Genomic DNA, 22,778 nt, shown 5'->3' on the forward strand with positions numbered 1-22,778 from the left:
CGTTCTGCTGGCGAGGTCCTTCGGTCGGCGCCAGGGCGCAGCGTACAAGCGAGCTGCGGGGCGGCGCCTCCCTCAGGAAGTCAATCACGCCAGGAGGTTTGGCAACACCCTCTGAGGGAGCGCACCCCGTGTAGCCGGAAATCACACAACCGCCTGCGCGCGACCGAAGGACCTGCTTTCCGGCGAGGCGGGGCCGGCTCCAAGCCGCGGGACCAGCCCCGTCGTTCTGCCGGCGAGGTCCTTCGGTCGGCGCCAGGGTGCAGTGTACAAGCGAGTTATGGGCGGCGCCTCCCTCAGAGGGTGTTGCTAAACCCCAAACTCACAAAGAAGCGGTGACTTCCTGAGGGAGCGCACCACGTAACCCGATTTCACACAACCGCCTGCGCGCGACCGAAGGATCTCGTCTCGGTGGCGCAGGGGCCAGATCCAGGGCACGGGACCAGCCCCGTCGTTCTGCTGGCGAGGTCCTTCGGTCGGCGCCAAGGTGAAGCGTACAAGCGGGTCGCGGGGCGGCGCCTCCCTCAGGAAGTCAATCACGCCGGGAGGTTTGGCAACACCTCTCAGGAAGTCAATCACGCCGGGAGGTTTGGCAACACCTCTCAGGAGGTCAATCACGCTGGGAGGTTTGGCAACACCCTCTCAGGGAATCAATCACGCCGGGCGGTCTGGCAACACCCTCTCAGAAGTCAAATTCTCGTAGGAGGTCAACAACCGCTCTCCGGCTTCACAGCAGCCGGTCGCGGTAGCGGCGGCTCAGGCGCAGCTCGCCGCCGTCATGCAGCTTGACCATGTAGTCGCCCGCGAACCACGGGCGCACCTCCTTGACCCGGTCCAGGTTCACGATGGTGCCGCGGTGGATGCGCGTGAAGCGCCGCGGGTCCAGCTGCTCCTCCATCCCCGACAGCGTGGCCCGCACCAGGTGCGCCTCCTTGCCGCAGTGCAGGCGCACGTAGTTGCCCTCGGCCTCCAGCCAGTCGATGCGCTCCACGGGGACGAAGAACATCCGCTCCCCCTGCTTCACCATCACCCGCGTGGTCGGCCCCGGCGCGGGCGGGGCGCCGGAGAGGCGCGCGTCCAAGGCCCGCCGCTCGCGCTCCAGGTGCTCCAGCAGCTCGGCCAGCCGCTCCGCGGGCGCGGCGGGGGGCGCCTGCAGCTGTTTGAGCGCCCGCTGCACCGCCGCGCCCAGCCGCGCCGGGGTGTACGGCTTGAGCAGGTAGTCCAGCGCGTGCACCTCGAAGGCCTGGATGGCGTACTGGTCGTACGCCGTCACGAACACCACCTGCGGCAGCGGCCCGTCGCCCAGCTCGCGCAGCACGCCAAAGCCGTCCATCTCGGGCATCTGCACGTCCAGAAAGAGGAGGTCGGGCTTGTGCTGCCGCACCGCCCGCACCGCGTCGCGCCCCGTGGCGCAGACGGCCACCACCTCCACCGCGCCGTCCGCTTCCAGCAGGCGCGCCAGCCGCCGGCGGGCCAGCGGCTCGTCATCCACCACCACCGTGCTCATCTTCATGCGGTCGCTCCGGCCAGGGGGGCGCGGCGGGGCCGGAAAGGTCGTCCGGGCCCGCCAGTCTCCAGGGAATCTCGATCAGCACCAGCGTGCCGCCGCCGGGCGCGTCCGCCAGCTCGAAGCGGTGCCCGTCGCCGTACGCCTGCCGCAGCCGCCTGCGCGTGTTGCCCACGCCCACCCGCTCGCGGCGCTGCTCCGGCGGCGGCAGCCCGCGCCCGTCGTCGCGCACCGTAAGCCGCAGTCGGTCGCCCACGCGGCGGGCGGTCAGCGTCACCGTTCCCGGGGCCACGCGCGGGCTAAGCCCGTGGCGCACCGCGTTCTCCACCAGCGGCTGAAGGAGCAGCGTGGGCACCAGCGCATCCAGAACGTCCGGCTCCACCTGTTTTTTGACCGACAGGCGGTCCTGGTAGCGCGTGCGCTCGATTTCCAGGTAGGCGCCCACCAGCTCCAGCTCGCGCGAAAGGGGCACCTCGTGCCGGCCGTCCCCCGCCATCGTCATCCGCAGCAGGTCGCCCAGCTGCGCCACCATCACCTCCGCCGCGTCGGGGTCGGCGTGCACCAGCTCGCTGATGGAGTTCAGCGTGTTGAACAGAAAGTGGGGCTGCAGCTGCATCTCGAGCGCGTGCAGGTGCGCCCGCGCCAGCTGCGTCTCCAGCTGCGCCGCCTGCAGCTCGCGCTCGCGGTAGCGGTGGTGGATGTCCATCAGGTGCCCCGCCGCCGCCACGGCGGCGTACGACATCAGCCCGTAGTGCAGGCTGATCCAGTAGTGGCGCGGCCAGAACGGCCCGTAGACGTAGGTGTAGGTCGAAACCCAGAAGTCGAACCCGATCTCCACGCTGGCCAGCAGCAGCGCGGCCGCCGCGTGGAGGGCCAGGTGCCGCGCCCGCACCCCGCGCCGCACGGGAAAGCGCCGCGCCAGCGCCAGCACCACCGGCGTCAGCAGCGTCCACGCGAACACCGAGGCCGCGTCCTCCACCAGCGCGCGCGGCCAGACCTCGCCCCAGGTGACCTGCGGGTTCACCTGCGTGGCCAGGTTCAGGTAGCTGCGAAAGAAGAAGAAGGCCGCGAAGACGCTCCAGGCGATGAATCCCAGGAGCAGGTCCCGCCGTACGGTCTGCCAGTCGATGCGCCTCATCCGGAGTGCGTGGGGGGAGCCGTGGGGAGCGCGGGGGGAGCGTCCGGAATCTAAGGTGTTCCGCCGCAACGCACTACGGTTTTCCTGGGATGCGGATCGCCTCCGCCGCTCGTCCCCGCCCGGCGGCGGTTCGTCCCCGGCCTGCGGCCGCTCGTCACAAAACACGGGGTCTCGCGCGTTGCAGGGGCGATGGTTCCTGGCGCGTGCGGGAACCGGCCCGGGCAGGGAGGTGGACGATGAAGCTGGCGCGGCGCATCGTGGGATGCTAAGATTTCAGCATCCTGCCCCGGGGACACCCGGAGCGCGGGATACGGGGGGATGCAACCCGGGGCGCACCCGGTGCATCACATTCCCGTCCCACCCGATCGGCACACCCTGAACGTCCCGGCCGGTCCGGACCCGGCCAGACCCTCTCCTGGAGCAGCCACACCATGCCCCTCCGGCATTTCAACCGATCCCTCGGCGCCCTGGCGCTGGCGGCGCTGGCGGCGCTGGCCGCGGCGCCCGCGCGGGCGCAGGGCGTCGCCACCACCGCCCGTCCCGCCGCGTCCTCCCCGCCCGGGCTGGAGGCGCCGCGGGTGATCCGGGCGGTGCGGGTGGACCAGCCCGTCCGCCTGGACGGGCGCTTCGACGAGGCCGCGTGGGCCGGGGTGGACGTGGCGACCGACTTCGTGCAGCAGCAGCCGCAGCCGGGGCAGCCCAGCACCGAGCGCACCGAGGTGCGGGTGCTGTACGACGACGACGCGGTGTACGTGGCCGCGCGGATGTGGGACCCGTCCCCCGACTCCATGGAGGCGCCGCTGGCCCGCCGCGACCAGGCGGTGACGCACTCCGAGTGGTTCAACCTGGTGCTGGACAGCTACCACGACCGGCGCACCGCCTTTCGCTTCGGGGTGAACCCCGCCGGGCTGCGGCGCGACGTGTACCACTACGACGACGGGGCGGCCAGCGACGCCGGGTGGGACGCGGTGTGGGACGTGGCCACGGCCACCGACAGCGCGGGGTGGACGGCGGAGTTCCGCATCCCCCTGTCGCAGCTGCGCTTCGTTCCGCCCGCCGCGGGGGCGGAGCAGACCTGGGGCGTGCAGTTCTTTCGCTACATCGCCCGGCGCGACGAGTGGTCGTACTGGGCGCCGTACCTGCCCACGCAGGCCGGCTTCGTCTCGCGCTTCGGCGAGCTGCGCGAGATCCGCGGGCTGCGCGCGCCGCGCCGGCTGGAGCTGCTGCCGTACACCAGCGCCCGGCTCGACCGCCAGCCCCCGCGCGACGGCGACCCCTTCTACAGCGCCAACGAGCCGGGCGGCTCGGTGGGGCTGGACGTCAAGGTGGGCGTCACCTCGGGCCTTACCCTCACGGGGACGGTGAACCCGGACTTCGGCCAGGTGGAGCTGGACCCGGCGGTGGTGAACCTGACGGCGTTCGAGACGCAGTTCAGCGAGCGGCGCCCCTTTTTCGTGGAGGGCGCGGACGCCTTCCGGTTCGGCCAGCTGCAGAACTTCAACGGCTACGGCAATCCGCAGTTCTTCTACTCGCGCCGGGTGGGGCGCGCGCCGCAGCGCCGCTTTTTCGCCAGCGGCGACGCGCCGTTCGTGGACGAGCCGGAGCAGTCCACCATCCTGGCCGCCGCCAAGCTGAGCGGGCGCACGGCGGGGGGATGGACGGTGGGCTTCATGGACGCCGTCACGCAGCGCGAGGAGGCGCGCTTCGTGGACGTGGAGGGCGAGCACCACTCCACGCCGGTGGAGCCCATGACCAACTACTTCATCGGCCGGGTGCGGCGCGACCTGAACGGGGGCGCCACCACGGTGGGCGGCATGCTGAGCGGCGTGAACCGCGACCTGTCGGACGACGAGCTGGAGCCCATGCTGCGGGGAAGCGCGTACGTGGGCGGCGTGGACTTCGAGCACTCGTGGGCGCGGCGGCTGTGGACCGTGAGCGGGTACGTGGCGGCCAGCCGGGTGGGCGGCAGCGCGGCGGCCATCGCGCGCACGCAGGGGTCCAGCGCCCGCTACTTCCAGCGACCGGACGCGGACTACCTGGAGCTGGACGGCGAGCGCACCTCGCTCGGCGGCACCTCGGCCGCGCTGGCGGTGCAGCGCAGCGGCGACTGGGACATGAGCCTGCAGCTGCGCAACGTGACGCCCGGCTTCGAGATGAACGACATCGGGTTCATCCCCCGCACCGACGTGCGCTCGCTGGCCACCTTCATCGGCCGGCGGGTGACGGAGCCGCTGGGGCCGCTGCGGCAGTACAGCACCGCGCTGTACACCACGCAGGCGTGGAACACGGGCGGCGACCCGATCTACGCCGAACTGGGGCTGGGGCTGCAGGGCACGCTGCACAGCCTGTGGAGCGGCGGGCTGAACCTGGGCGTCTCGCCGGAGACGCGCGACGACCGGCTTACCCGCGGCGGCCCGCTGGCGGCGGCGCCCGCGTCGTGGAGCGTGAACGCCTTCGTGAACTCCGACCCGCGCCCCCGCCTGTCCTTCAGCGGCTCCCTCTTCGCCGCGGGCGACCGCGCGGGGGGAAGCACGCGCGAGGGCGGCGTCAGCTTCGGCTACCGTCCCGATCCCTCGGTGCAGCTGAGCATTGGCCCCAGCGTGAGCGTGGTGCGCGACCCGGACCAGTTCCTGTTCGCGGAGGGCGACGCCGCGGCGGAGACGTTCGGGGTGCGCTGGGTGTTCGGGCGGCTGCACCAGACCACCTTCAGCATGAACACGCGGCTGGACTGGACCTTCACCCCCACGCTGTCGCTGCAGCTGTTCGCGCAGCCCTTCGTGGCGGCGGGCGACTTCCGCGACTTCCGCGAGTTCACCACGCCGGGCGAGTCGGAGTACGCCGTCTACGGCCGGGACCGGGGCACCGTCTGCGCGCTGAGCGCGGGCGGCGGCCGGTCGTACGCCATCCACCCCACGCAGACCGTGGCGTGCCCGGCGACGGGCGCCGAGGCGGAGGCGCAGGGGCTGCTGGTGGCCGAGGACCCCGACTTCAACGTCCGCTCGCTGCGCGGCAACGCGGTGCTGCGGTGGGAGTACCGGCCGGGCTCGGCGCTGTTCTTCGTGTGGCAGCAGGAGCGCAGCGGCTTCGAGGCGCTGGGCGACTTCGACGCGCGCCGCGACGTGGGCCGGCTCTTCCGCGAGCCCGCGCGCAACGTGTTCCTGGTCAAGGCGACGTACTGGATCGGGTGATAGGGAATAGGGAATAGGGAATAGGGAATAGGGAATAGGGAACAGGGAACAGCCGGCAACGGCGGGGTGTTTCCTCGGGCACTCACCGTCCGAAGGGTGATCCGTGGTGAGCGGAGGCATGGCGCGCCGGCCGGCGAGGCACGAGCCGGCGTGAGGTGTCGGGAACGGGGGAGAGATGGAAACGCGGCAGGGGGCCATCCGCGTTTTTTCGAGAAGGATGCGGATCGGCGGATGAAGCCGGCAGCGCACAGGAACCGGCGGTCACGACCCCCTGATGCGCGATCTCGTGAACCATCCGGCACCCCCGCGATCGGGGGTGAGCGGGACGCACGCAAACGTCGAGCTTGTTCGGAACCGGCATGATGTACCCCGTCCGCGCCCTCCGTCCCGCACCCGGGGCGGCGGCGCGCGGCGGATGTGATCCCTCACACAAGGAGGGCAGGATGAAACGCACCCCCGCACTTGCGGCCGCCGCGGCCGCGCTGGGCCTGATGGCGGGCCTGGGGCTGGAAGCCCGCGCCTCCACCCTGGACGGCGAGGTGAGCCCGCACACGGTAACCGTGGCGTGGTTCAGCCCCGGCGCGCCGGCGGGGGTGGAGCTGGACGAGCCCAGCGTGGTGCCGCCGCAGAAGCTGCCGCCCGCGGTGGTGCGCAAGCTCCACGCGGAGCCGCCGCTGGCCCGGCTGGCGCCCATGCGGGCGCGCGTTCCCGGCCACGTGGCCGCGGCGCGCGAGGCCCGGCTGCGCGCCCACCGCACGCTGCTGGCGCGGGACAGCGGCTGCCGCCGCGCGCTCGGCGCGCCGCCCGCCGAGGCGCGCCGCTCGTGACGCGCGGCGCCGCCGGATCAACGCGTTCGCCGGGGGGTACGGCGGGCGCGAAATTCGCTTGGCGGTCCGGCCGGCGGCGAGGCTGCTTCGTTGGATCGATCATCATCCCCGCATCCTTTCCCGCGCGGGCCGGGGGAGAGGATGCACACGCATCACGCCGGATGGCTTCGGCGGTGTGCGCGAGCGCCCTCTTCGGCTGAACCTGAGCGGCCCGTGACCTTTCTCCTCCCGATCCAGACCGGCCCCATGACCCGTATCCTGCTGATCCTGCTCGCCCTGGCCGTGACGGCGCCGGCGGACGCGCGCGCCCAGGCGGCCGCGGAAGACTCCGTGCGCGCCGTGGTGGTGCAGATGTTCGACGCCATGCGGACGCGCGACAGCGCCTCGCTGCGCTCCCTCTTTACCGCCGACGCGCGGCTGCAGACCGCGGTGGTGCGGCGGGACGGGACGCCGTCGCTGACCACGGAGCCGGTGGACAGCTTCGTCCACGCGGTGGGCGCGCCCAGCGAGGTGGTGTGGGACGAGCGGGTGGACGCGTGGCACGTGCGCATCGACGGCCCGCTGGCGGTGGCGACGGTGGACTACAGCTTTTACGCGGGACCGCAGTTCAGCCACTGCGGCATCGACGCATTCCAGCTCTTCCGCGGCACGGACGGGTGGAAGATCTTTCAATTGACGGACACCCGCCGACGCACCGGGTGCCCCGTCCAGCCGGGAAGCAGCCCTCCATGATGCGCAGAAAGACCACGCTGGCCGCCGTGCGCCGCACCCGCGCGCCGGCCGCGCCCCCCGCACGCCGCCGCGGCCTGCGCCGCGCGGCCGCCACCGCGCTCGTCCTTCCCGTCTTTGCCGGCGGGTTCGCGCTGCAGGCGTGGGGCGGGCGAGACGGCGAGCAGATGTTCCACGAAGTCGTGAGCCGCGTGGCGACGATGGGGCTGGACTCGCTCACCGACGCCCAGCTGTACGAAAAGGCCGCCCGCGGGCTGCTGGTGCAGGTGGGCGACCCGTACGCGGAACTGTTCTCGCCCGAGCAGCTGGCGGAGTTCTCGCGCATGGCGCTGCGCAACTCGTACACGGGCGTGGGAATGGTGATCACCACCGTGCGCGACACGGCCACGGTGACGCGCGTGTTCAGCGGATCGCCCGCGGCGCAGGCCGGCGTGCAGCCCGGCGACCGCATCGTGCGCGTGGGCGGCGAGCCGGTGACGGGGATCCCCCTGGAGGCGGTGACGCAGAAGCTGCTGGGGACGCCGGGGACCAGGGTGGAGGTGGACTACGTCCGCCACGGCACCGGCCCCGTGCACCACTCCTTCACCCGCGAGCGCATCCGCTACCCCTCGGTGGGCTACGCCGTGATGGTGGAGCCGGGGATCGGCTACGTGCCGCTGGAAAGCTTCAACGACACCAGCGGCGACGAGGTGATGCGGGCGCTGGTGAGCCTGCGCAAGAGCGGCGCGACCTCGTACGTGCTGGACCTGCGCGGCAACACCGGCGGCAGCCTGGAGCAGGCGGTGCGCATCGGCAGCCTGTTCCTGCGGCAGGGACAGCAGGTGCTGCGCGCCGACTTCCGCGGCGCGCCCGACGAGACGTACGTGGCCCGCGACGCGGCCGTGGCCCCCGACGCGCCGCTGGTGGTGCTGACGGACGGGCAGAGCGCCTCCGCGTCCGAGATCGTGGCCGGTGCGCTGCAGGACCACGACCGCGCGGTGGTCATCGGCACCACCAGCTTTGGCAAGGGGCTGGTGCAGGACGTGTTTCCGCTGGAGGGCGGCTGGGCGCTCAAGCTCACCACCGGCCGCTGGTACACGCCCAGCGGACGCACCATCCAGCGCCCCCGCCGGCTTACCCCCGAGGGGCGGCTGGTGGAGACGCCGGCGGACTCGGTGACGGAGCGCCCCGTCTTCCGCAGCGACGCGGGGCGCCCCGTGTACGGCGGCGGCGGCATCACCCCCGACGTGCTGGTGCAGGCCGACACGCTGGTGGGCGCCGAGCTGGCGCTGATGCGCGAGCTGGCCCCGCGCGGCGGGCTGGTGAACGAGGTGCTGCAGGAGATGGCGGTGGACCTGGGGCCCACCGTGGCGCCCGACGCCGTGCCGGGCGCCGCGTGGCGCGAGGACCTGTACCGCCGGCTGGAGCGCCGCGGCCTGCGCGTGGACCCGGCCAGGTACCGCGCGGGCGCCCCGCTGGTGGACCGGCTGCTGGAAGACCGCGTGCTGGAGTTCGCGTACGGCGACTCGGCCGCGTTCCGCCGCACCATCCCGCGCGACAAGCAGCTGCAGAGCGCCATCCAGGTGCTGCGCGGCGCGCGCAGCCAGACGGAGGCGCTGGCCCGCGCCGCGGCGGCCGGCGTCGAAGCCCCGCGGACGCGCTCCTGATCCATCGACCTTTCGCGGCGGGGCGCCGGCCGGCGCCCCGCCTCTTCTTTCATCCCCCGTAAGAGACGGTCCACGTGAACCACCGCACCGGTCTGGCCGCACTGGCCCTGCCCGCGCTGACCCTTGCCGCGCTGGCGGCGGCCCCCGCGGCGGCCCAGGCGCCCCGCACCGAGGGACCGCTGACGCACGCGCCGCGGCCCACCGCCGCCCCCATCGCCGCGGAAGACCTGCGCACCCACGTGTACGTGCTGGCCGCCGACTCCATGATGGGGCGCGAGTCCGGCACGCGCTTCAACGTGATGGGCACCGACTACATCGCGGCGCAGGCGCGGCGCATCGGCCTGCGTCCCGCGGGCGAGAACGGCACCTTCTTCCAGGCCATCCCGCTGATGACCAGCGGCGTGGAGGAAGGCGCCTCGCTGAGCGCCGGCGGCACCGCGCTGGCGCGGGGCACCGACTTCATCCCGCTTCCCAGCTACGGCAGCATCCTCCGCTTTGCCGACCGGATGCGGCTGGACGGCGTGCCGGTGGTGTACGGCGGCCGCGTGGGTGCGCCCACGGGCATGATCTCGCCCGAGCAGGCGCGCGGAAAGCTGGTGGTGTTCGCCGCGCCGCTGGGGCCCGACGGGCGGCCCGCGTCGCAGTTCTACGCCGCGGGCACCTTCGAGCGCTACGCGGACGCGGCCGGCGTCGCCTTCGCCACGCTGGACTACACCTCGGCGGGGCTCATCGGCTTCTTTGGCGCCACCCGCACCGAGATGGCCGAGGCGGAACCCGCGGCGGCCGCGCGGCGCGACCCCGCCGGGCTCCTGCTGAGCGTGGCGGCGGCCGAGCGGCTGCTGGGCGCGCCGCTGTCCACGCTGCAGGTGGGCGCGGCGGGGCGCACGGCCAGCGGCGGGTTCACCTTCTTCAGCCGGCCGGCGGCGTTCCCGGCGCGCAACGTGGTGGCCGTGCTGCCGGGAAGCGATCCCGCGCTGCGCGGGGAGTACGTGGCCCTCGGATCCCACAACGACCACGTGGCGCCCGCGGGCGAGGCGGTGGACCACGACTCGCTGCTCGTCTTCAACCGCCTGCTGCGCCCCGAGGGGGCCGACGGGGAGCCGGAGGCGTGGACGGACGAGGCGCGCGCGGCGTTCCGCGCGGAGCTGGCGCGGCTGCGCGCCCGGCGCGGCGTGCGGCTGGACTCCATCTTCAACGGCGCCGACGACGATGCGTCCGGCAGCGCGGGAATGCTGGAGATCGCCCAGTACCTAGCGTCGCGGCCCACCCGGCCGCGCCGCTCGGTGCTCTTCGTCTGGCACACGGCCGAGGAGATGGGGATGTACGGGTCGCAGTACTTTACCGACCATCCCACGGTACCGCGCGACAGCATCGTGGCGCAGCTGAACATGGACATGATCGGCCGCGGCGGCGCCGGCGACCGGGAGAACAGCGGGCCGGCGTACCTGGAGCTGGTGGGCTCGCGGCGGCTCAGCACCCAGCTGGGCGACCTGATCGAGGAGGTGAACCGCACCGGCGGCCACGGCTTCACCTTCGACTACACGACCGACGCCGACAACCATCCGCAGAACATCTACTGCCGGTCAGACCACTGGAACTACGCCCGCTACGGCATCCCGGTCACCTTCTTCACCACCGGCGGCCACAGCGACTACCACCAGGTCACCGACGAGCCGCAGTACATCGAGTACGACAAGTTTGCGCGCGTAAGCCAGCTCATCGCCGCCGTGGCCGAGAGCATCGCCAACCGCGACGCGCGTCTGGTGGTCGACAAGCCCGTGGTGGGCCCCAACGGCGAGTGCCGGCAGTAGCGCTCCCTCCGTTTCGGGCTGGACGATGATCCGCCCCTCCTCCGGTTTCCGGGGGAGGGGCGGCGTGTTTCGATGAAGCCGGCTCCGGCAGCGGGATGTCGGTCGTGCATTTCCCACGGGCGTCTCATCCTCATCCCAGATCCTGATAAAGAATCATCGTACAGAGGAACAGAGTCAGACAGGGAAAGCGGGCTGGCGCGGTTCGCGGAGGAGGAAAGAGGACGCGGAGGGAGCCCCTGGCCGCGTTCTCTCCTTGCTCCTGGCGAACGTTCCGCACACGATTTCACCTGCCTGATACTTGCAGGCGTATCAGAACTGTTGCACCGGCCTGGCAGCCGCCTTATCATACGCGGCACCCCTCCCTTTGCGGACCTGCTCCGTGAAGCTGCTCCCTGCTCCCCCCCGGAGAACCGATGGCCGACGAAAACCGTACTTCCATCCCTACGCGCAGGCAGTTCCTGACGGGCGCGGGAGCCATCGCCGGCGGGCTGCTGGTGGCCCGCACGCCGGCCGCCGCCGCCGTGGCGGCGCCGGAGGCGCCCGCGCCAGAGGCTGCGCCGGCGTTTCTTCGCTACGGCCTGGGGACGCAGCAGGCCGTCACCCGGTACGACGTGACCACCTTTACGCCCGGCTCGCAGCAGCTGGCCAGCCTGCAGCGCGGCGTGGCGGCCATGAAGGCGCGCCCCTCCAGCGATCCCACCAGCTGGGCGGCGCAGGCCAACGTGCACGCGGTGTTCTGCGACAACCCGCCGGCGGGGATCACCCGGGTGCACTACAGCTGGCGGTTCCTGCCCTGGCACCGCGCCTACCTGTACTACTTCGAAAAGATCGTCCGCGCCGCCTCGGGCGACCCCACGCTTTCGCTGCCGTACTGGAACTGGAGCACCAACCTGCAGATTCCCTCCCAGTACTGGGGCCCCAACAACCCGCTGTTCGACCCGCGGCGCACCAAGGGGCCCAACGACCGGCTGGATCCGCGCAACACCGCCATCGCCAACCTGCTGCGCATCACCTCCTTTCCTCCGTTTGGCGGAGAAGAGCCCGAGGGTAACGCGGGCGCGCTGGAGGTGGGGCCGCACAACTACGTGCACGGCTGGATCGGCGGCGACATGGGGCGGTTCTCCACCGCCGCGCTCGACCCCGTGTTCTGGGCCCACCACGCCAACGTCGACCGGGTGTGGTACCTGTGGAACCGGGAGGGCAACGCCAACCCCGGCGGCTCGTGGCTGACCACCAGCTACCCGTTCTACGACATCGACCGGGGGGCCATGGTGGACGTGCCCTTTGCGCAGGCTGCTTCGTTCCCGGTGGTCTACGCCGCCCCGCCCGCGCAGGTGCTGGCCGTCAGCGACCCCGCGGGCTCGCCGCGCATCGACGCCGGCCAGACCACGGCCCCCGTGGCGATCTCGGCGGGCGCGGTGGAAAACGTGCTGGGCGTCACGCCGGGCCCCGCGGCCACCCTGCGCGTGGTGGGCGCCACCCTGCCGGCCGACGAGGCCGTGACCGTGCACGTGCTGGCGCGGCCCCAGGCGGGTGCGGCCGCACCCACGGACGACCAGGCCTTCGCGGGCAGCTTTACCCTGGTGCCCACCGGGCCGCACCACGCGCAGCACCCGCCGGTGAACGTGCACGTGGCGCTGGGAACCGGCTTCCTTCGCGCGGTGATGGCCAACCAGGCCAGCGGCATGACGGGGGGTGCCCCGCAGCCGGCCAGCGTCTCCTTCTCGCTGAGCCCCCAGGCCACGGACGGAACCGGCGCGGCGGGCGCCGTCTCGTACGACCGGCTGGAGCTGCACGTGCCCTGAGGCGTGTCGCGCAACCCGCGCGGCACTGGGGGGTACCGGATGGGCAGCCGCCGGTGCCGGGCCCCGTCCGGTGTCCGCGCGGCGGGCAGGCTCACGGGAGGGATGAGATGAACACGATGCAACGGGCCGGACGGGCCGGTGCCGCGCTGCTGGTGCTGGCCGCGTGCACACCCCGCTCCGCGCCGGCCGCCGTCGCCGGAGGGGATTGCGTGCGCCGCGAGGAAGCCACGATACGGACGTACGTGGTGGCGGATCCGCCGGGCGTGGCCGTGCTGGGCGCGCGGCCGTTCACCGCCACCTGCCGGCTTCCCGCCGAAGTGCTGCGCGGCCTGGCGCAGGGCGCCCCGGACGCCGCCGTCCTGTACGTGGAGGGGCTGCGCGCGCCGGCGGACCGCGCGGTGACCGTGCAGGTATACCTGGGCGCGCAGGACGAGCCGGCGGGGTCGTTCACGCTTCTGGCGGGCGGCGGCGCACCCAGGCGCGTGCCGGTGGTGCTGGGCCACGCGCTGGGCGCCGCCCTGCGCGAGGGAGGCGAGGTTTCCATCAGCCTCCGCGCGGGAGATACGTCGGAGCCGGGCGCGTTCACGCCGGAGCTGGGCTTCGACCGCATGGTCATCGAGTTCCGCTGACGCGGGGCTCCACGCCGTCTGCCACGCCCCGGCCGCCCCGCGCGGCCGGGGCGTTCTCGCGCGTCCGTCCCCCGCGCCGTATGTTGGCCGCCGCCCGCTTCCTGAACCTCGTCTCCGCTTCCATGCGCATCGTCCTGCAGCGCGTTTCCCGCGCCCGCGTCACCGTCGAAGGCGAAGTCACCGGCGAGATCGGCCGCGGGCTGCTGCTCCTGGCCGGCTTTACGGACGGGGACGGGGAGGATGCGGTCGCGTGGATGGCGGACAAGGTCGCCGGCCTGCGCATCTTTCCGGATGACGAGGGAAAGATGAACCGCTCCGTGCAGGAGGTGGGGGGCGGGCTGCTGGTGGTTTCGCAGTTCACGCTGTACGGCGACGCGCGCAAGGGCCGCCGCCCCAGCTTCATCGAGGCCGCGCGGCCCGAGGTGGCCATCCCCCTGTACGAGCGGTTCGTGCAGGTCCTGCGCGCCACCGGCCTGCACGTGGGCACCGGCCGGTTCGGCGCCATGATGGACGTGGAGCTGGTGAACGACGGCCCCGTCACCCTGATCCTGGAGCGGTGAATCCGCGCGGGGCGATCGTCGCGCCGCGGACCGGGCGCTGGCCGTCCGGCGACTCGCGCTTCGTGGCGATGCTGGCGCTGGAGCCGGTCCAGCTTGCCGGGCGGTATGGCATCTCGTTCATCACCTGGGAGGCGGATGGGCTTGGTCCCTGCGAAGGGGCCGGAGTCCGGCTGCCGTCCGGCCGCCACCTGCTGCTGACGCGCCACGAGCATCAGCCCGAGCCCGGCACGTGGGTGGAGGCGGACTGGGCGGATGATGCGCGCGAGGCGTGCCGCGAACTGCTCGACGCGCTTGGACTGGACGAGCGCACCTGTACCTGGATGAGCGACGAGCCCGCGCCCGGCCCGGACGAGACCGCTCGCTTTCACGACGTTGCCCGACGATTCACCATGAACCGACCCGCCGTTCCGCCGCTGGTGCTCGCCTCGCAGTCCCCCCGCCGCGCCGAGCTCATCGGGCGGCTGGGGCTGGAGTTCGAGACGCTCCCCGCCGACATCGACGAGAGCTACCAGCAGGGCGAGACGCCGCCCGAGCACGCCGAGCGCCTGTCGCGCGAAAAGGCGCTCAAGATCGCCGCGGACCGTTCCGAGGCGCTGGTGGTGGGCTCCGACACCATCGTCGTCATCGACGGCGACGTGCTGGGCAAGCCCCGCGGCCGCGAGCACGCCATCGAGATGCTGATGCGGCTTTCCGGCCGGGAGCACGAGGTGTGCACCGGCATCGCCGTGGCGCACGGGGGGCGGGTGGAGAGCGGGCTGGAGCGCGTGCGCGTCCGCTTTCGCACGCTGGACCGGTCCGCCGCCGAGGAGTACGTGGACACCGGCGAGCCGATGGACAAGGCGGGCGCCTACGGCATCCAGGGCTTCGGCAGCGCCATCGTCGATGGCATCGACGGCGACTACTTCGCCGTGATGGGCCTTCCCGTCGTCCGCATGCTCTCGCTCATCGAGCGCCACGGCTGGCGGTACGCGTTCGGGCGGCTGCGGGCGGTGTGAGCCGTACCCGGGGCACTCTCCCGGGCGAATGAATTCGCGGCTGGGGAAACGCGATGTCGGCCTTCGCCGACGGGTTCGGCGCCGTCAGCGGGTGCGGGGTGACGAGCCCGGGTTCGCGGAGTCGCGCGCATCATCCATCAGAGCCGGCTGCCAAACCCCAGACATCGAGGCGTTCGCCGCCCGGCCCACCCCGGGCGAATGAATTCGCGGCTGGGAAAACGCAATGTCGGCCTTCGCCGACGGGTTCGGCGCCGTCAGCGGGTGCGGGGTGCCGAGGCGCAGTTTGCGGGTCCGGGCGCATCATCCATCGGAGCCGGGCGCCAGACTCCAGGAATCAGGCCTTGGCCGCCCGGTCCGGCCCGGGGCGAATGAATTCGCGGCTGGGAAAACGCGATGTCGGCCTTTGCCGACGGGTTCGGCGCCGTCAGCGGGTGCGGGGTGACGAGCCCGGGGTCGGGCGTGTGAGCGCATCATCCATCAGAGCCGGCTGCCAAACCCCGGACATCGAGGCGTTGGCCGCCCGGCCCACCCCCGGGCGAATGAATTCGCGGCTGGGAAAACGCAATGTCGGCCTTTGCCGACGGGTTCGGCGCCGTCAGCGGGTGCGGGGTGGAGAGGCGGAGTCGGGCGTGCGGGCGCATCATCCATCAGAGCCGGCTGCCAAACCCCAGACATCGAGGCGTTGGCCGCCCGGCCCACCCCGGGCGAATGAATTCGCGGCTGGGAAAACGCGATGTCGGCCTTCGCCGACGGGTTCGGCGCCGTCAGCGGGTGCGGGGTGGCGAGCCGGAGTTTGCGGGTCCGGGCGCATCATCCAGGAACGTGCGCTCCAGCGTGGCGTTCAGACGGCCGGTGCGGTGGTGTTCCTCCTGGCGGCGGATGTACCGGCGCACGGGCTCGATGTGCGTTTCGGCGATGCTGAACGCGCCGTAGCTCCCTTGCCACTTGAAGAACTCGCCGGGCCTGAGCTCGCGCTGCACCAGGCGCGATGAGCTGCCCTTGATCTGCTTGACGAGGTTCGATACCGCCACCGTGGGTGCACACCGCACCAGCACGTGAACGTGGTCCTCGATTCCGCCGATCGCCCCGACCTCGCACCCCAGGTTGAACGCCTCTCGTTGAATGCATCGATACACCCGCGGCCGGAGCGCGTGATCAAGCAACGGCAGCCGGTCCCACGTGGCCCACACCAGGTGCACGTACAACTGCGTGTACGGCTTTCGCATCGATTCCTCCTCTTTCGTGATGAACCCGTCCGCGAAGGCGGACATCGCGTTTTCCCAGCCGCGAATTCATTCGCCCGGACTGGGGGGGGCGGCCGGATACCTGCCGTCCGGCGCGGACGCTGCGCATCTCACGACCCGGGGTCACGGGGGTTTCGCGTCGATCTCTCTTTTCACATCGAACCCGTCCGCGAAGGCGGACATCGCGTTCCCCAGCCGCGAATTCATTCGCCCGGGCTGGCGGCGCCCATCGCCTGCCGTCCGGCGCGGACGCTGCGCATCTCACGACCCGGGGTCACGGGGGTTTCGCGTCGATCTCTCTTTTCACATTGAACCTGTCCGCGAAGGCGGACATCGCGTTTCCCCAGCCGCGAATTCATTCGCCCCGGCTCATTCGCCCCGGCTCATTCGCCTCGACGTGCGGCTCTCCGTGGATTTTCGGCCCGGCGCGGACTCTGCGGATCGAACGATCTCGGCACCACGGCCTGACCCCTCACCCCATCCGGATCCACCCCATGATCCTCGCCATCGACGAAGGCACCACGGGCGTCACCTGCCTGGTCATCGACCGTGACGGACAGGCGCGCGGGCGCGCGTACAGCGAGTTCACGCAGCACTTTCCGCGGCCGGGGTGGGTGGAGCACGACGCAGAGGAGATCTGGGACGTGACCCGCCGCGTCGCCCGCGTGGCCGCCGCCGAGGCGCGCGTGCGGATGGACGCCATCACCGGCATCGGCATCACCAACCAGCGCGAGACCATCGTGGTGTGGGACCGCGCGACGGGGCGGCCCATCCACAACGCCCTCGTCTGGCAGGACGGGCGCACGGCGGACGTGTGCCGCGCGCTCAAGGAGGCGGGGCACGAGCCGGAGGTGCGGCGGCGCACCGGGCTGGTCATCGACCCCTACTTCAGCGCCACCAAGCTGTCCTGGCTGCTGGACCACGTTCCCGGCGCGCGCGCCCGCGCCGAGGCCGGCGAGCTGGCGGCGGGGACCATCGACAGCTGGCTGGTGTGGCGGATGACCGGCGGAAAGCTGCACCTGACAGACCCCACCAACGCCTCGCGCACCCTGCTGTACGACCTGCGCGCCGGCGCCTGGGATCCCGCCATGCTGGAGCTGTTCGGCGTTCCCGCCGCCGTGCTGCCGGAGGTGCGCGCCTCGTCCGAGGTCTACGGCACGACAGACGGCCGCGCCTTCGACGCCGAGGTGCCCGTGGCCGGCATCGCCGGCGACCAGCAGTCCGCGCTGTACGGGCACGGCTGCTGGAGCCCGGGGCAGAGCAAGAACACCTACGGCACCGGCGCATTCCTGCTCGTCCACACGGGCGATGAGCCGGTGGAGTCGAAGCAGGGGCTGCTCACCACCGCCGCCTGCGGGCCGCGCGGCGAGCGTGCGTTCGCGCTGGAAGGGTCCATCTTCATCGCCGGCGCGGCGGTGCAGTGGCTGCGCGACGGGCTGCGCATCGTGGAGAACGCGGGCGAGACGGAGTTCCTGGCGCGCTCGCTGGAGAGCAACGACGGCGTCTACTTCGTTCCCGCGTTCACCGGGCTGGGCGCGCCGCACTGGGAGCCGGGGGCGCGCGGCACCATCGTGGGGCTTACGCGCGGCAGCACGCGGGCGCACCTGGTGCGCGCCGCGCTCGAGGCCATGGCCTACTCCACCCACGACGTGGCGCAGGCGATGGAGGGGGACGCGGGGGTGCGGATCGAGGAGCTGCGCGTGGACGGGGGCGCCACGGCCAACAACTGGCTGATGCAGTTTCAGGCGGACGTGCTGGGGGTGCCCGTCCGCCGCCCGTCGATGGTGGAGATGACGGCCCGTGGCGCCGCCGGCCTGGCGGGGCTGGCCACCGGCTTCTGGGCGTCGCCCGAGGAGTTTCACGCCGCCCGCCCCGACGAGCGCGTCTTCAAGCCCGCCGCCGACGCGTCCGGCCGCGCGGCCCTGCTTTCCGGCTGGTCGCGCGCCCTGGCCGCCACGCGCGCCTGGGCCACGCACGCGGGGTGACGGTCGGTCAGAGCGGGTGCGTGCTCAGCCAGTCCCGCACCAGGAATCGGAATTCCACGAACTGGAGTTCCGCCGGGCGCAGGTGGATGCGCCGGCAGATGGAGGGGAGCTCCGCGCGAAACCGTGCGTAGCGGCTGCGGATCTTGGTCTCTCCGGGAATGCGTGCGTTGCCGCCCCGCGCGGTGGAGAGCATTGCGCGCACGGCCGCGATCACCCGGGCGGGGCTGTCGCCGTGGGCGCGGATGTCCTGCCCGGCAATGTCGGAGCAGAACTTCTGGTAGCGGTACGGCTCGCTGTCCAGCACCAGCGAGCGTTTCTGCTTCTGGCCGCCGGACCCGTATTCCTGAGCGCCAAGAAAGAGGCCCAGTTCCAGCGGCATGTTGAAACGCGGGAGCTGGTTGGCCCCGTCCAGCTGCACGCGCGAGATGTCGTGGATGCCGTAGCGGCACTCCCGGATGATGCGCTTGATCTTGCCCATCCTCACTTCACCGCTGTCCTCCGCCTCCAGCGCGCATCGGGCGTAGAACCCGCACTCGTGAATTGCGAACACGAGCGCGTAGAACAGGGTCCGGTATTCGACGTCGAACGGACAGTTTACAAAGACACTCTCTTCGTACGCCGAGCCTGGCGAGCGAGGCCCGCCCCCTTCTACTTCGCCCGCTTCGGCGTGCTGGTGCGGGCGCGTTCCCTGGCGCGGGCCTCTCGCTCCCGCGCTTCGCTCTCTGCCTTGACCTCCAGGATGGCCTTCCTTACCTCCACGGGATCCAGGCGGCCGCTCGGGCCGGCGGGTGCGAGAGTACGCCACGGCAGCTTGCTCTTGGGCATGGTTTGGTCTCCTGAGTATGCTTCGTTCCCCACGAATGTAATGCGTCCGGAGCGTCCGTCCAGTCCCCCAAAGTAGCCGGAGCGAACGCAGGCGGAACGTGCTCGCACCGATTTGGCCACAGGCGCGCAAATCGAGTGCTGCCGGAAAGGCAAGTGCTTGCTGCTACGTTACATGCGAAAGCGCGGCCCGGCGAGTTCCGAACCGCGCTTCAGCGCAATTTTAATCTATGACTTCAGCGGGCGGACGCGTGGTCGCGCGGCGGGGAAGGGGATGGGGCCGTCCGGCGTTCAGTCCAGCAGCCGGATGGCGACGGCGCGGCCGCGCCGCTGTGCCTCGTAGTCGGTCAGCACCTCGGCCACGCGCTCCAGCGTGGTGGGGTCGCGCACCTCGCCGCCGACGCGTCCGGCCGCGCGGCCCTGCTTTCCGGCTGGTCGCGCGCGCTGGCCGCCACGCGCGCCTGGGCCACGCACGCGGGGTGATCGCGCGTCAGTCCGCCGGGACTGCGGCCTGGGGTTCTGAGAGCGTGTTCAAGAATCCGACGCTGCGCATCCAGGCAGATCTACCAGCGCTGTCATTCCGAGGCCCGGCCACGCCGCAGCCTGCTTTCACACCAGGGGTTGCAGGGCCGAGGAATCCCCTGTCGGATTGCTGGAGGGCAGACGCGGTAGCCGTGCCTGCTTCGCGGCTACGACACGGGCGGACAGGGCCAGTGCCGGAGCGCTGCAGCGGGGCACCAGCAGCAGACAGCAGATTTCTCAGTCGGCGCGCCGGATTCCGCGTGAGCCGATGGTGCGGTGTGGCGCCTCCTTCGAAATGACATACGGGCGCGAGCGGCAGGGATTCCTAAACACGCTCGGAGGGGAGGGGATGGCCCGCCAGCCACTCCACGATGAACGAGCGCAGCTCCATGAACTGAAGCTCGGCCACCTTCACGTGAAGCGTGCGGCAGATGCCCGGCAGGTCGGCGCGAAAGCGGGTGTAGCGCGCGCGGATGGTCGCGGCGCCGGGCAGCCGGGCGCGTCCGTCCAGCGCCGTGGAGAGCATGGCCCTTACCGCGGCGACGGCGGTGGCGGGGTGGTCGTGGTGGGCGCGGATGTCCTGCCCCGCGATGTCGGAGCAGAACTTCTGGTAGCGGTAGGGCTCGCTGTCCAGCACCAGCGAGCCCTACCGCTTCTGGGCGCCGGAGCCGTACTCCTGGGCACCCAGAAAGAGCCCCAGCTCCAGGGGCATGTTGAACCGCGGGAGCCGGTTGGCGGCGTCCAGCTGCACCCGCGAGATGTCGTGGATGCCGTATCTGGCACTCGCGGATGATCCGCTCGATCTTGCGGATGCGTTCTTCGCCGCTGTCCTCCGCCTCCAGCGCACAGCGCGCTTCGAAACCGCAGTCGTGGATGGTGAAGACCAGCGCGTCGAACAGCGGCCGGTACGCCGCGTCGAACGGGCAGTTCAGAAAGATGCTGCGGTCGTACCTCCCCGCGCGGTCGCCGCGGACCAGCAGGGGAGCGCCGGCCGCCGCGCTCCCCCGCCCGTGTCCTACTTCCGGGTCTGCTGCTTCTTCCGGGCTGCTGCTTCCCGGGCTTCGCGCTGGGCCTTTACCTCCAGCACCGCCTTCCGGATCTGCTCGCGGGTAAAGCGGCCGGTCGGCCCGCCGGTAACCAGAGTCCGCCACGGCTTCTTTGTCTCGGGCATCGGTTTTTCTCCGTGAAAAGCTGCTCTCTGGACGAATGTAATCTCCCTGCCCGGTGCGTCCAGTCCCCCCTGAAAAGCCCGTGCCGGAGCAGACTTCACGGGCGCGCGCCTATGTAGCCAGTCGTGGACCAAGTGCTTGCATCGCAGGCAGATACGAAAAGCGGCCCGGACGATTTCCGGGCCGCTTCTCTCGAAATCCTAATGATCTATGACTTCAGCGCGCGGACGCGGGGCCGCGCGGCGGGGAAGGGGATGGGGCCGTCCGGCGTTCAGTCCAGCAGCCGGATGGCGACGGCGCGGCCGCGCCGCTGTGCTTCGTAGTCGGTCAGCACCTCGGCCACGCGCTCCAGCGTGGTGGGGTCGCGCACCTCGCCGACGATGAGGCCGTTGGCGCCCAGGGTGGCGGCGCGCTTGCGCATGGCGCGGATCAGGTCCGCCTCGTCCGTCCAGCCGGCGTCGCTCTTCGCGGTCACCAGGGCGATGCGCTCGTACTCGCCGGGAACGTCGTCCTCCGTCAGGAACACGCGGACGTCGTACGGGTCGAGCTCGGGATAGGTGCCGGTGCCGCCCAGCAGGACGGCGTTCGTAGACGTGCAGGCGCCCAGGACCAGGGCGAACAGGGCAAGGAGAAGGGCTCGGGTCTTCATCTCAGGGGCTCCGGACATCGAATCGATCAGGGAAGAACTGCCTGTGCCATCCACATAAGCAACCCTCCTTCCACTCTGGTCCGGATCTGCAAGATGAGGTATATCAATCAGTTACGCTTGTCGATCGATTCTGCCCATTCCTGCATGTGTCCTGCGAGGAGGACACTTTCGGGAGCGTTGCGGGACGCGAAAACGCGGAAGGCGCCGAGAGGAATTCTCTCCGCGCCCTCCGCGTCAGACCGCGGTTCCTTTATACCAGATCCGGGAAAACAACACCTTTATGGGTACAGAGGAACAGAGTCAGACAGAGGAAGCAAGACCATATCTCAACTCGCTTTCTCTGTCTGACCCTGTTCCTCTGTACGATTATTCTTTTTCAGGATGGCATTACGCCGGCACCGCCTCCGTGGCCAGCGCGTCCTCGAACTCGCCGAAATCCGGGTCCGGCTGTTCGGCGTAGACCGGGTTGGACAGGTACCGCTCGCCGAAGTCGCAGATGATGGAGACGATGAGCTTGCCCTCCATCTCCGGCCGCGCCGCCACCTGCAGCGCCGCCCAGGTGATGGAGCCCGACGAGATGCCGGCGAAGATGGCCTCTTCGCGCGCCAGCCGCCGGGCGGTGGCGATGGCGTCTTCGTTGGTGACGGTGACCACCTCGTCGAAGATGCCCATGTCCAGGTTGCCGGGGATGAAGCCGCCCCCGATTCCCTGCTGCTTGTGCGGCGCGGGCTGCCCGCCGGAGATCACCGGGCTTTCCGCCGGCTCCACGCAGACGATGCGGATCCCGGGATTCTTTTCCTTCAGGAACCGCCCCGCGCCGGTGATGGTGCCGCCCGTGCCCACGCCGGCGACGAATACGTCCACCCTGCCGTCCGTATCGGCCCAGATCTCGGGGCCGGTGGTGCGGTAGTGGATGGCTGGGTTGGCGGGGTTGTCGAACTGGCGCGGCAACCATGCGCGGTCGCCCAGCTTGCCGCCGATCTCCTCCGCCCGCGCGATGGCGCCCTTCATCCCCTTGGGCCCCTCCGTCAGCACCACCTTGCAGCCCAGCGCGCGCAGCATGTTGCGCCGCTCGAGCGTCATCGTCTCGGGCATGGTGAAGATGCAGCGAAAGCCGCGCGCCACCGCCGCGTACGCCACGCCGATCCCCGTGTTGCCGCTGGTGGGCTCCACCACCACCATCCCCGGCCGCAGCACTCCGCGCTCGATGGCGTCGTCCACCATGGCCGCGCCGATGCGGTCCTTGACGGAGTTGAACGGGTTGAAGCCTTCGTGCTTGACCACCAGGCGTCCGGGAAGGCCGGCGGCCAGGCGGTTGAGCTGGATGAGGGGCGTGTCGCCCGTGGTCTGGGTGATGTCTCCGTAGATCGTTCCGCGCGGCATCGGGTCCTCTCAGGGTCAGTACCGGATGATTGGGCTGGTCCGCCGCGCCCGGAGCGCGGCGCGGCGGGGGGACGGGAGGGCCCGCGGGGCGCGGGCCGGTGTTTGTGATAGTGCGCAACGCGGAATCGGTTCCGCCAGGGTGCACCCGCGTCCCCCTGTCGCGCACGGCACC

At 71.3% G+C, this 22,778-nt stretch carries 20 protein-coding genes; 11 read left to right on the forward strand and 9 right to left on the reverse strand.

From position 1 onward, the window contains the following. Positions 1-724 precede the first annotated feature (724 nt). Together VGC13_RS19965 and VGC13_RS19970 are read right to left on the reverse strand one after the other, a co-directional pair. Positions 725-1,510: a LytTR family DNA-binding domain-containing protein gene (locus VGC13_RS19965; protein WP_331127050.1), complete on the reverse strand. Its 786-nt coding sequence runs from the start codon at positions 1,508-1,510 to the stop codon at positions 725-727. Continuing rightward, positions 1,482-2,642, reverse strand: a complete 1,161-nt coding sequence (locus VGC13_RS19970) for a sensor histidine kinase (RefSeq protein WP_331127051.1) — start codon at positions 2,640-2,642, stop codon at positions 1,482-1,484. Before VGC13_RS19970 ends, VGC13_RS19965 begins: the two co-directional genes overlap by 29 nt. A 431-nt stretch (positions 2,643-3,073) precedes the next feature. Between VGC13_RS19970 and VGC13_RS19975 the strand changes: the two genes are divergently transcribed. The 9 genes from VGC13_RS19975 (at position 3,074) to VGC13_RS20015 (ending at position 14,832) form a co-directional block, all read left to right on the forward strand. Further along, positions 3,074-5,830 (forward strand): DUF5916 domain-containing protein, encoded by a 2,757-nt coding sequence (locus VGC13_RS19975; RefSeq protein WP_331127052.1) that lies wholly within the window; start codon positions 3,074-3,076, stop codon positions 5,828-5,830. Between the two features lie 443 nt (positions 5,831-6,273). Continuing rightward, entirely contained in the window at positions 6,274-6,657 is a 384-nt protein-coding gene (locus tag VGC13_RS19980; protein ID WP_331127053.1) for a hypothetical protein, read from the forward strand. 246 nt (positions 6,658-6,903) lie between these two features. After that, positions 6,904-7,389: a nuclear transport factor 2 family protein gene (locus VGC13_RS19985; protein WP_331127054.1), complete on the forward strand. Its 486-nt coding sequence runs from the start codon at positions 6,904-6,906 to the stop codon at positions 7,387-7,389. Continuing rightward, positions 7,386-9,032 carry a S41 family peptidase gene (locus tag VGC13_RS19990; protein WP_331127055.1) on the forward strand — a complete coding sequence of 549 codons (1,647 nt, stop codon included), beginning with the start codon at positions 7,386-7,388 and terminating at the stop codon, positions 9,030-9,032. Before VGC13_RS19985 ends, VGC13_RS19990 begins: the two co-directional genes overlap by 4 nt. A gap of 74 nt (positions 9,033-9,106) precedes the next feature. Beyond that, a complete protein-coding gene (locus VGC13_RS19995; protein ID WP_331127056.1) occupies positions 9,107-10,843 on the forward strand; it encodes a M28 family metallopeptidase in 1,737 nt (578 codons plus the stop codon). A gap of 413 nt (positions 10,844-11,256) precedes the next feature. Continuing rightward, the gene (locus VGC13_RS20000) at positions 11,257-12,648 is read left to right on the forward strand and encodes a tyrosinase family protein (RefSeq protein ID WP_331127057.1); all 1,392 of its coding nucleotides are present in this window, start codon (positions 11,257-11,259) and stop codon (positions 12,646-12,648) included. Positions 12,649-12,755: 107 nt separating this feature from the next. Continuing rightward, positions 12,756-13,277: a hypothetical protein gene (locus tag VGC13_RS20005; protein ID WP_331127058.1), complete on the forward strand. Its 522-nt coding sequence runs from the start codon at positions 12,756-12,758 to the stop codon at positions 13,275-13,277. Between the two features lie 122 nt (positions 13,278-13,399). Next, on the forward strand, positions 13,400-13,837 hold the full coding sequence (dtd, locus tag VGC13_RS20010; RefSeq protein ID WP_331127059.1) for a D-aminoacyl-tRNA deacylase: 438 nt from the start codon (positions 13,400-13,402) through the stop codon (positions 13,835-13,837). Then, positions 13,834-14,832, forward strand: a complete 999-nt coding sequence (locus VGC13_RS20015) for a nucleoside triphosphate pyrophosphatase (protein ID WP_331127060.1) — start codon at positions 13,834-13,836, stop codon at positions 14,830-14,832. Before dtd ends, VGC13_RS20015 begins: the two co-directional genes overlap by 4 nt. Before the next feature lie 764 nt (positions 14,833-15,596). Here VGC13_RS20015 and tnpA read toward each other — a convergent pair. Next, positions 15,597-16,058 (reverse strand): IS200/IS605 family transposase, encoded by a 462-nt coding sequence (tnpA, locus tag VGC13_RS20020; RefSeq protein WP_331127061.1) that lies wholly within the window; start codon positions 16,056-16,058, stop codon positions 15,597-15,599. Between the two features lie 512 nt (positions 16,059-16,570). Here tnpA and glpK point away from each other — a divergent pair. Continuing rightward, the gene (gene glpK / locus VGC13_RS20025) at positions 16,571-18,061 is read left to right on the forward strand and encodes a glycerol kinase GlpK (RefSeq protein ID WP_331127062.1); all 1,491 of its coding nucleotides are present in this window, start codon (positions 16,571-16,573) and stop codon (positions 18,059-18,061) included. Positions 18,062-18,068: 7 nt separating this feature from the next. Here the strand turns inward: glpK and VGC13_RS20030 are convergent, their stop codons facing one another. From VGC13_RS20030 to VGC13_RS20045, 4 genes are all read right to left on the reverse strand, one after another. Beyond that, positions 18,069-18,539 carry a hypothetical protein gene (locus VGC13_RS20030; RefSeq protein ID WP_331127063.1) on the reverse strand — a complete coding sequence of 157 codons (471 nt, stop codon included), beginning with the start codon at positions 18,537-18,539 and terminating at the stop codon, positions 18,069-18,071. A 170-nt stretch (positions 18,540-18,709) separates the two neighbouring features. Continuing rightward, positions 18,710-18,886 (reverse strand): hypothetical protein, encoded by a 177-nt coding sequence (locus VGC13_RS20035; protein ID WP_331127064.1) that lies wholly within the window; start codon positions 18,884-18,886, stop codon positions 18,710-18,712. Positions 18,887-19,174: 288 nt separating this feature from the next. Further along, the gene (locus tag VGC13_RS20040; protein WP_331127065.1) at positions 19,175-19,357 is read right to left on the reverse strand and encodes a hypothetical protein; all 183 of its coding nucleotides are present in this window, start codon (positions 19,355-19,357) and stop codon (positions 19,175-19,177) included. A gap of 373 nt (positions 19,358-19,730) precedes the next feature. Continuing rightward, positions 19,731-20,042 carry a hypothetical protein gene (locus tag VGC13_RS20045; protein ID WP_331127066.1) on the reverse strand — a complete coding sequence of 104 codons (312 nt, stop codon included), beginning with the start codon at positions 20,040-20,042 and terminating at the stop codon, positions 19,731-19,733. A 130-nt stretch (positions 20,043-20,172) separates the two neighbouring features. Between VGC13_RS20045 and VGC13_RS20050 the strand changes: the two genes are divergently transcribed. Beyond that, a complete protein-coding gene (locus VGC13_RS20050) occupies positions 20,173-20,592 on the forward strand; it encodes a hypothetical protein (RefSeq protein ID WP_331127067.1) in 420 nt (139 codons plus the stop codon). A 253-nt stretch (positions 20,593-20,845) separates the two neighbouring features. On the opposite strand, the gene VGC13_RS20055 is transcribed toward VGC13_RS20050, so the two are convergent. Next, positions 20,846-21,223, reverse strand: coding sequence for a hypothetical protein (locus tag VGC13_RS20055; protein ID WP_331127068.1), 378 nt, complete (start codon positions 21,221-21,223; stop codon positions 20,846-20,848). Between the two features lie 387 nt (positions 21,224-21,610). Then, the gene (gene cysK, locus VGC13_RS20060; protein WP_331127069.1) at positions 21,611-22,606 is read right to left on the reverse strand and encodes a cysteine synthase A; all 996 of its coding nucleotides are present in this window, start codon (positions 22,604-22,606) and stop codon (positions 21,611-21,613) included. Between the last annotated feature and the right edge of the window lie 172 nt (positions 22,607-22,778).

Origin of the sequence: Longimicrobium sp. (assembly GCF_036399255.1) — a bacterium.
GTDB lineage: Bacteria > Gemmatimonadota > Gemmatimonadetes > Longimicrobiales > Longimicrobiaceae > Longimicrobium.

Bases quoted from the DNA above. Each gene is read 5' to 3' on its own strand.
- VGC13_RS19965 (WP_331127050.1), bottom strand. From the start codon at position 1,510: ATGAAGATGAGCACGGTGGTGGTGGATGACGAGCCGCTGGCCCGCCGG.
- VGC13_RS19970 (WP_331127051.1), bottom strand. From the start codon at position 2,642: ATGAGGCGCATCGACTGGCAGACCGTACGGCGGGACCTGCTCCTGGGA.
- VGC13_RS19975 (WP_331127052.1), top strand. From the start codon at position 3,074: ATGCCCCTCCGGCATTTCAACCGATCCCTCGGCGCCCTGGCGCTGGCG.
- VGC13_RS19980 (WP_331127053.1), top strand. From the start codon at position 6,274: ATGAAACGCACCCCCGCACTTGCGGCCGCCGCGGCCGCGCTGGGCCTG.
- VGC13_RS19985 (WP_331127054.1), top strand. From the start codon at position 6,904: ATGACCCGTATCCTGCTGATCCTGCTCGCCCTGGCCGTGACGGCGCCG.
- VGC13_RS19990 (WP_331127055.1), top strand. From the start codon at position 7,386: ATGATGCGCAGAAAGACCACGCTGGCCGCCGTGCGCCGCACCCGCGCG.
- VGC13_RS20000 (WP_331127057.1), top strand. From the start codon at position 11,257: ATGGCCGACGAAAACCGTACTTCCATCCCTACGCGCAGGCAGTTCCTG.
- VGC13_RS20005 (WP_331127058.1), top strand. From the start codon at position 12,756: ATGAACACGATGCAACGGGCCGGACGGGCCGGTGCCGCGCTGCTGGTG.
- dtd (WP_331127059.1), top strand. From the start codon at position 13,400: ATGCGCATCGTCCTGCAGCGCGTTTCCCGCGCCCGCGTCACCGTCGAA.
- tnpA (WP_331127061.1), bottom strand. From the start codon at position 16,058: ATGCGAAAGCCGTACACGCAGTTGTACGTGCACCTGGTGTGGGCCACG.
- glpK (WP_331127062.1), top strand. From the start codon at position 16,571: ATGATCCTCGCCATCGACGAAGGCACCACGGGCGTCACCTGCCTGGTC.
- VGC13_RS20030 (WP_331127063.1), bottom strand. From the start codon at position 18,539: ATGGGCAAGATCAAGCGCATCATCCGGGAGTGCCGCTACGGCATCCAC.
- VGC13_RS20035 (WP_331127064.1), bottom strand. From the start codon at position 18,886: ATGCCCAAGAGCAAGCTGCCGTGGCGTACTCTCGCACCCGCCGGCCCG.
- VGC13_RS20050 (WP_331127067.1), top strand. From the start codon at position 20,173: ATGCCGTATCTGGCACTCGCGGATGATCCGCTCGATCTTGCGGATGCG.
- VGC13_RS20055 (WP_331127068.1), bottom strand. From the start codon at position 21,223: ATGAAGACCCGAGCCCTTCTCCTTGCCCTGTTCGCCCTGGTCCTGGGC.
- cysK (WP_331127069.1), bottom strand. From the start codon at position 22,606: ATGCCGCGCGGAACGATCTACGGAGACATCACCCAGACCACGGGCGAC.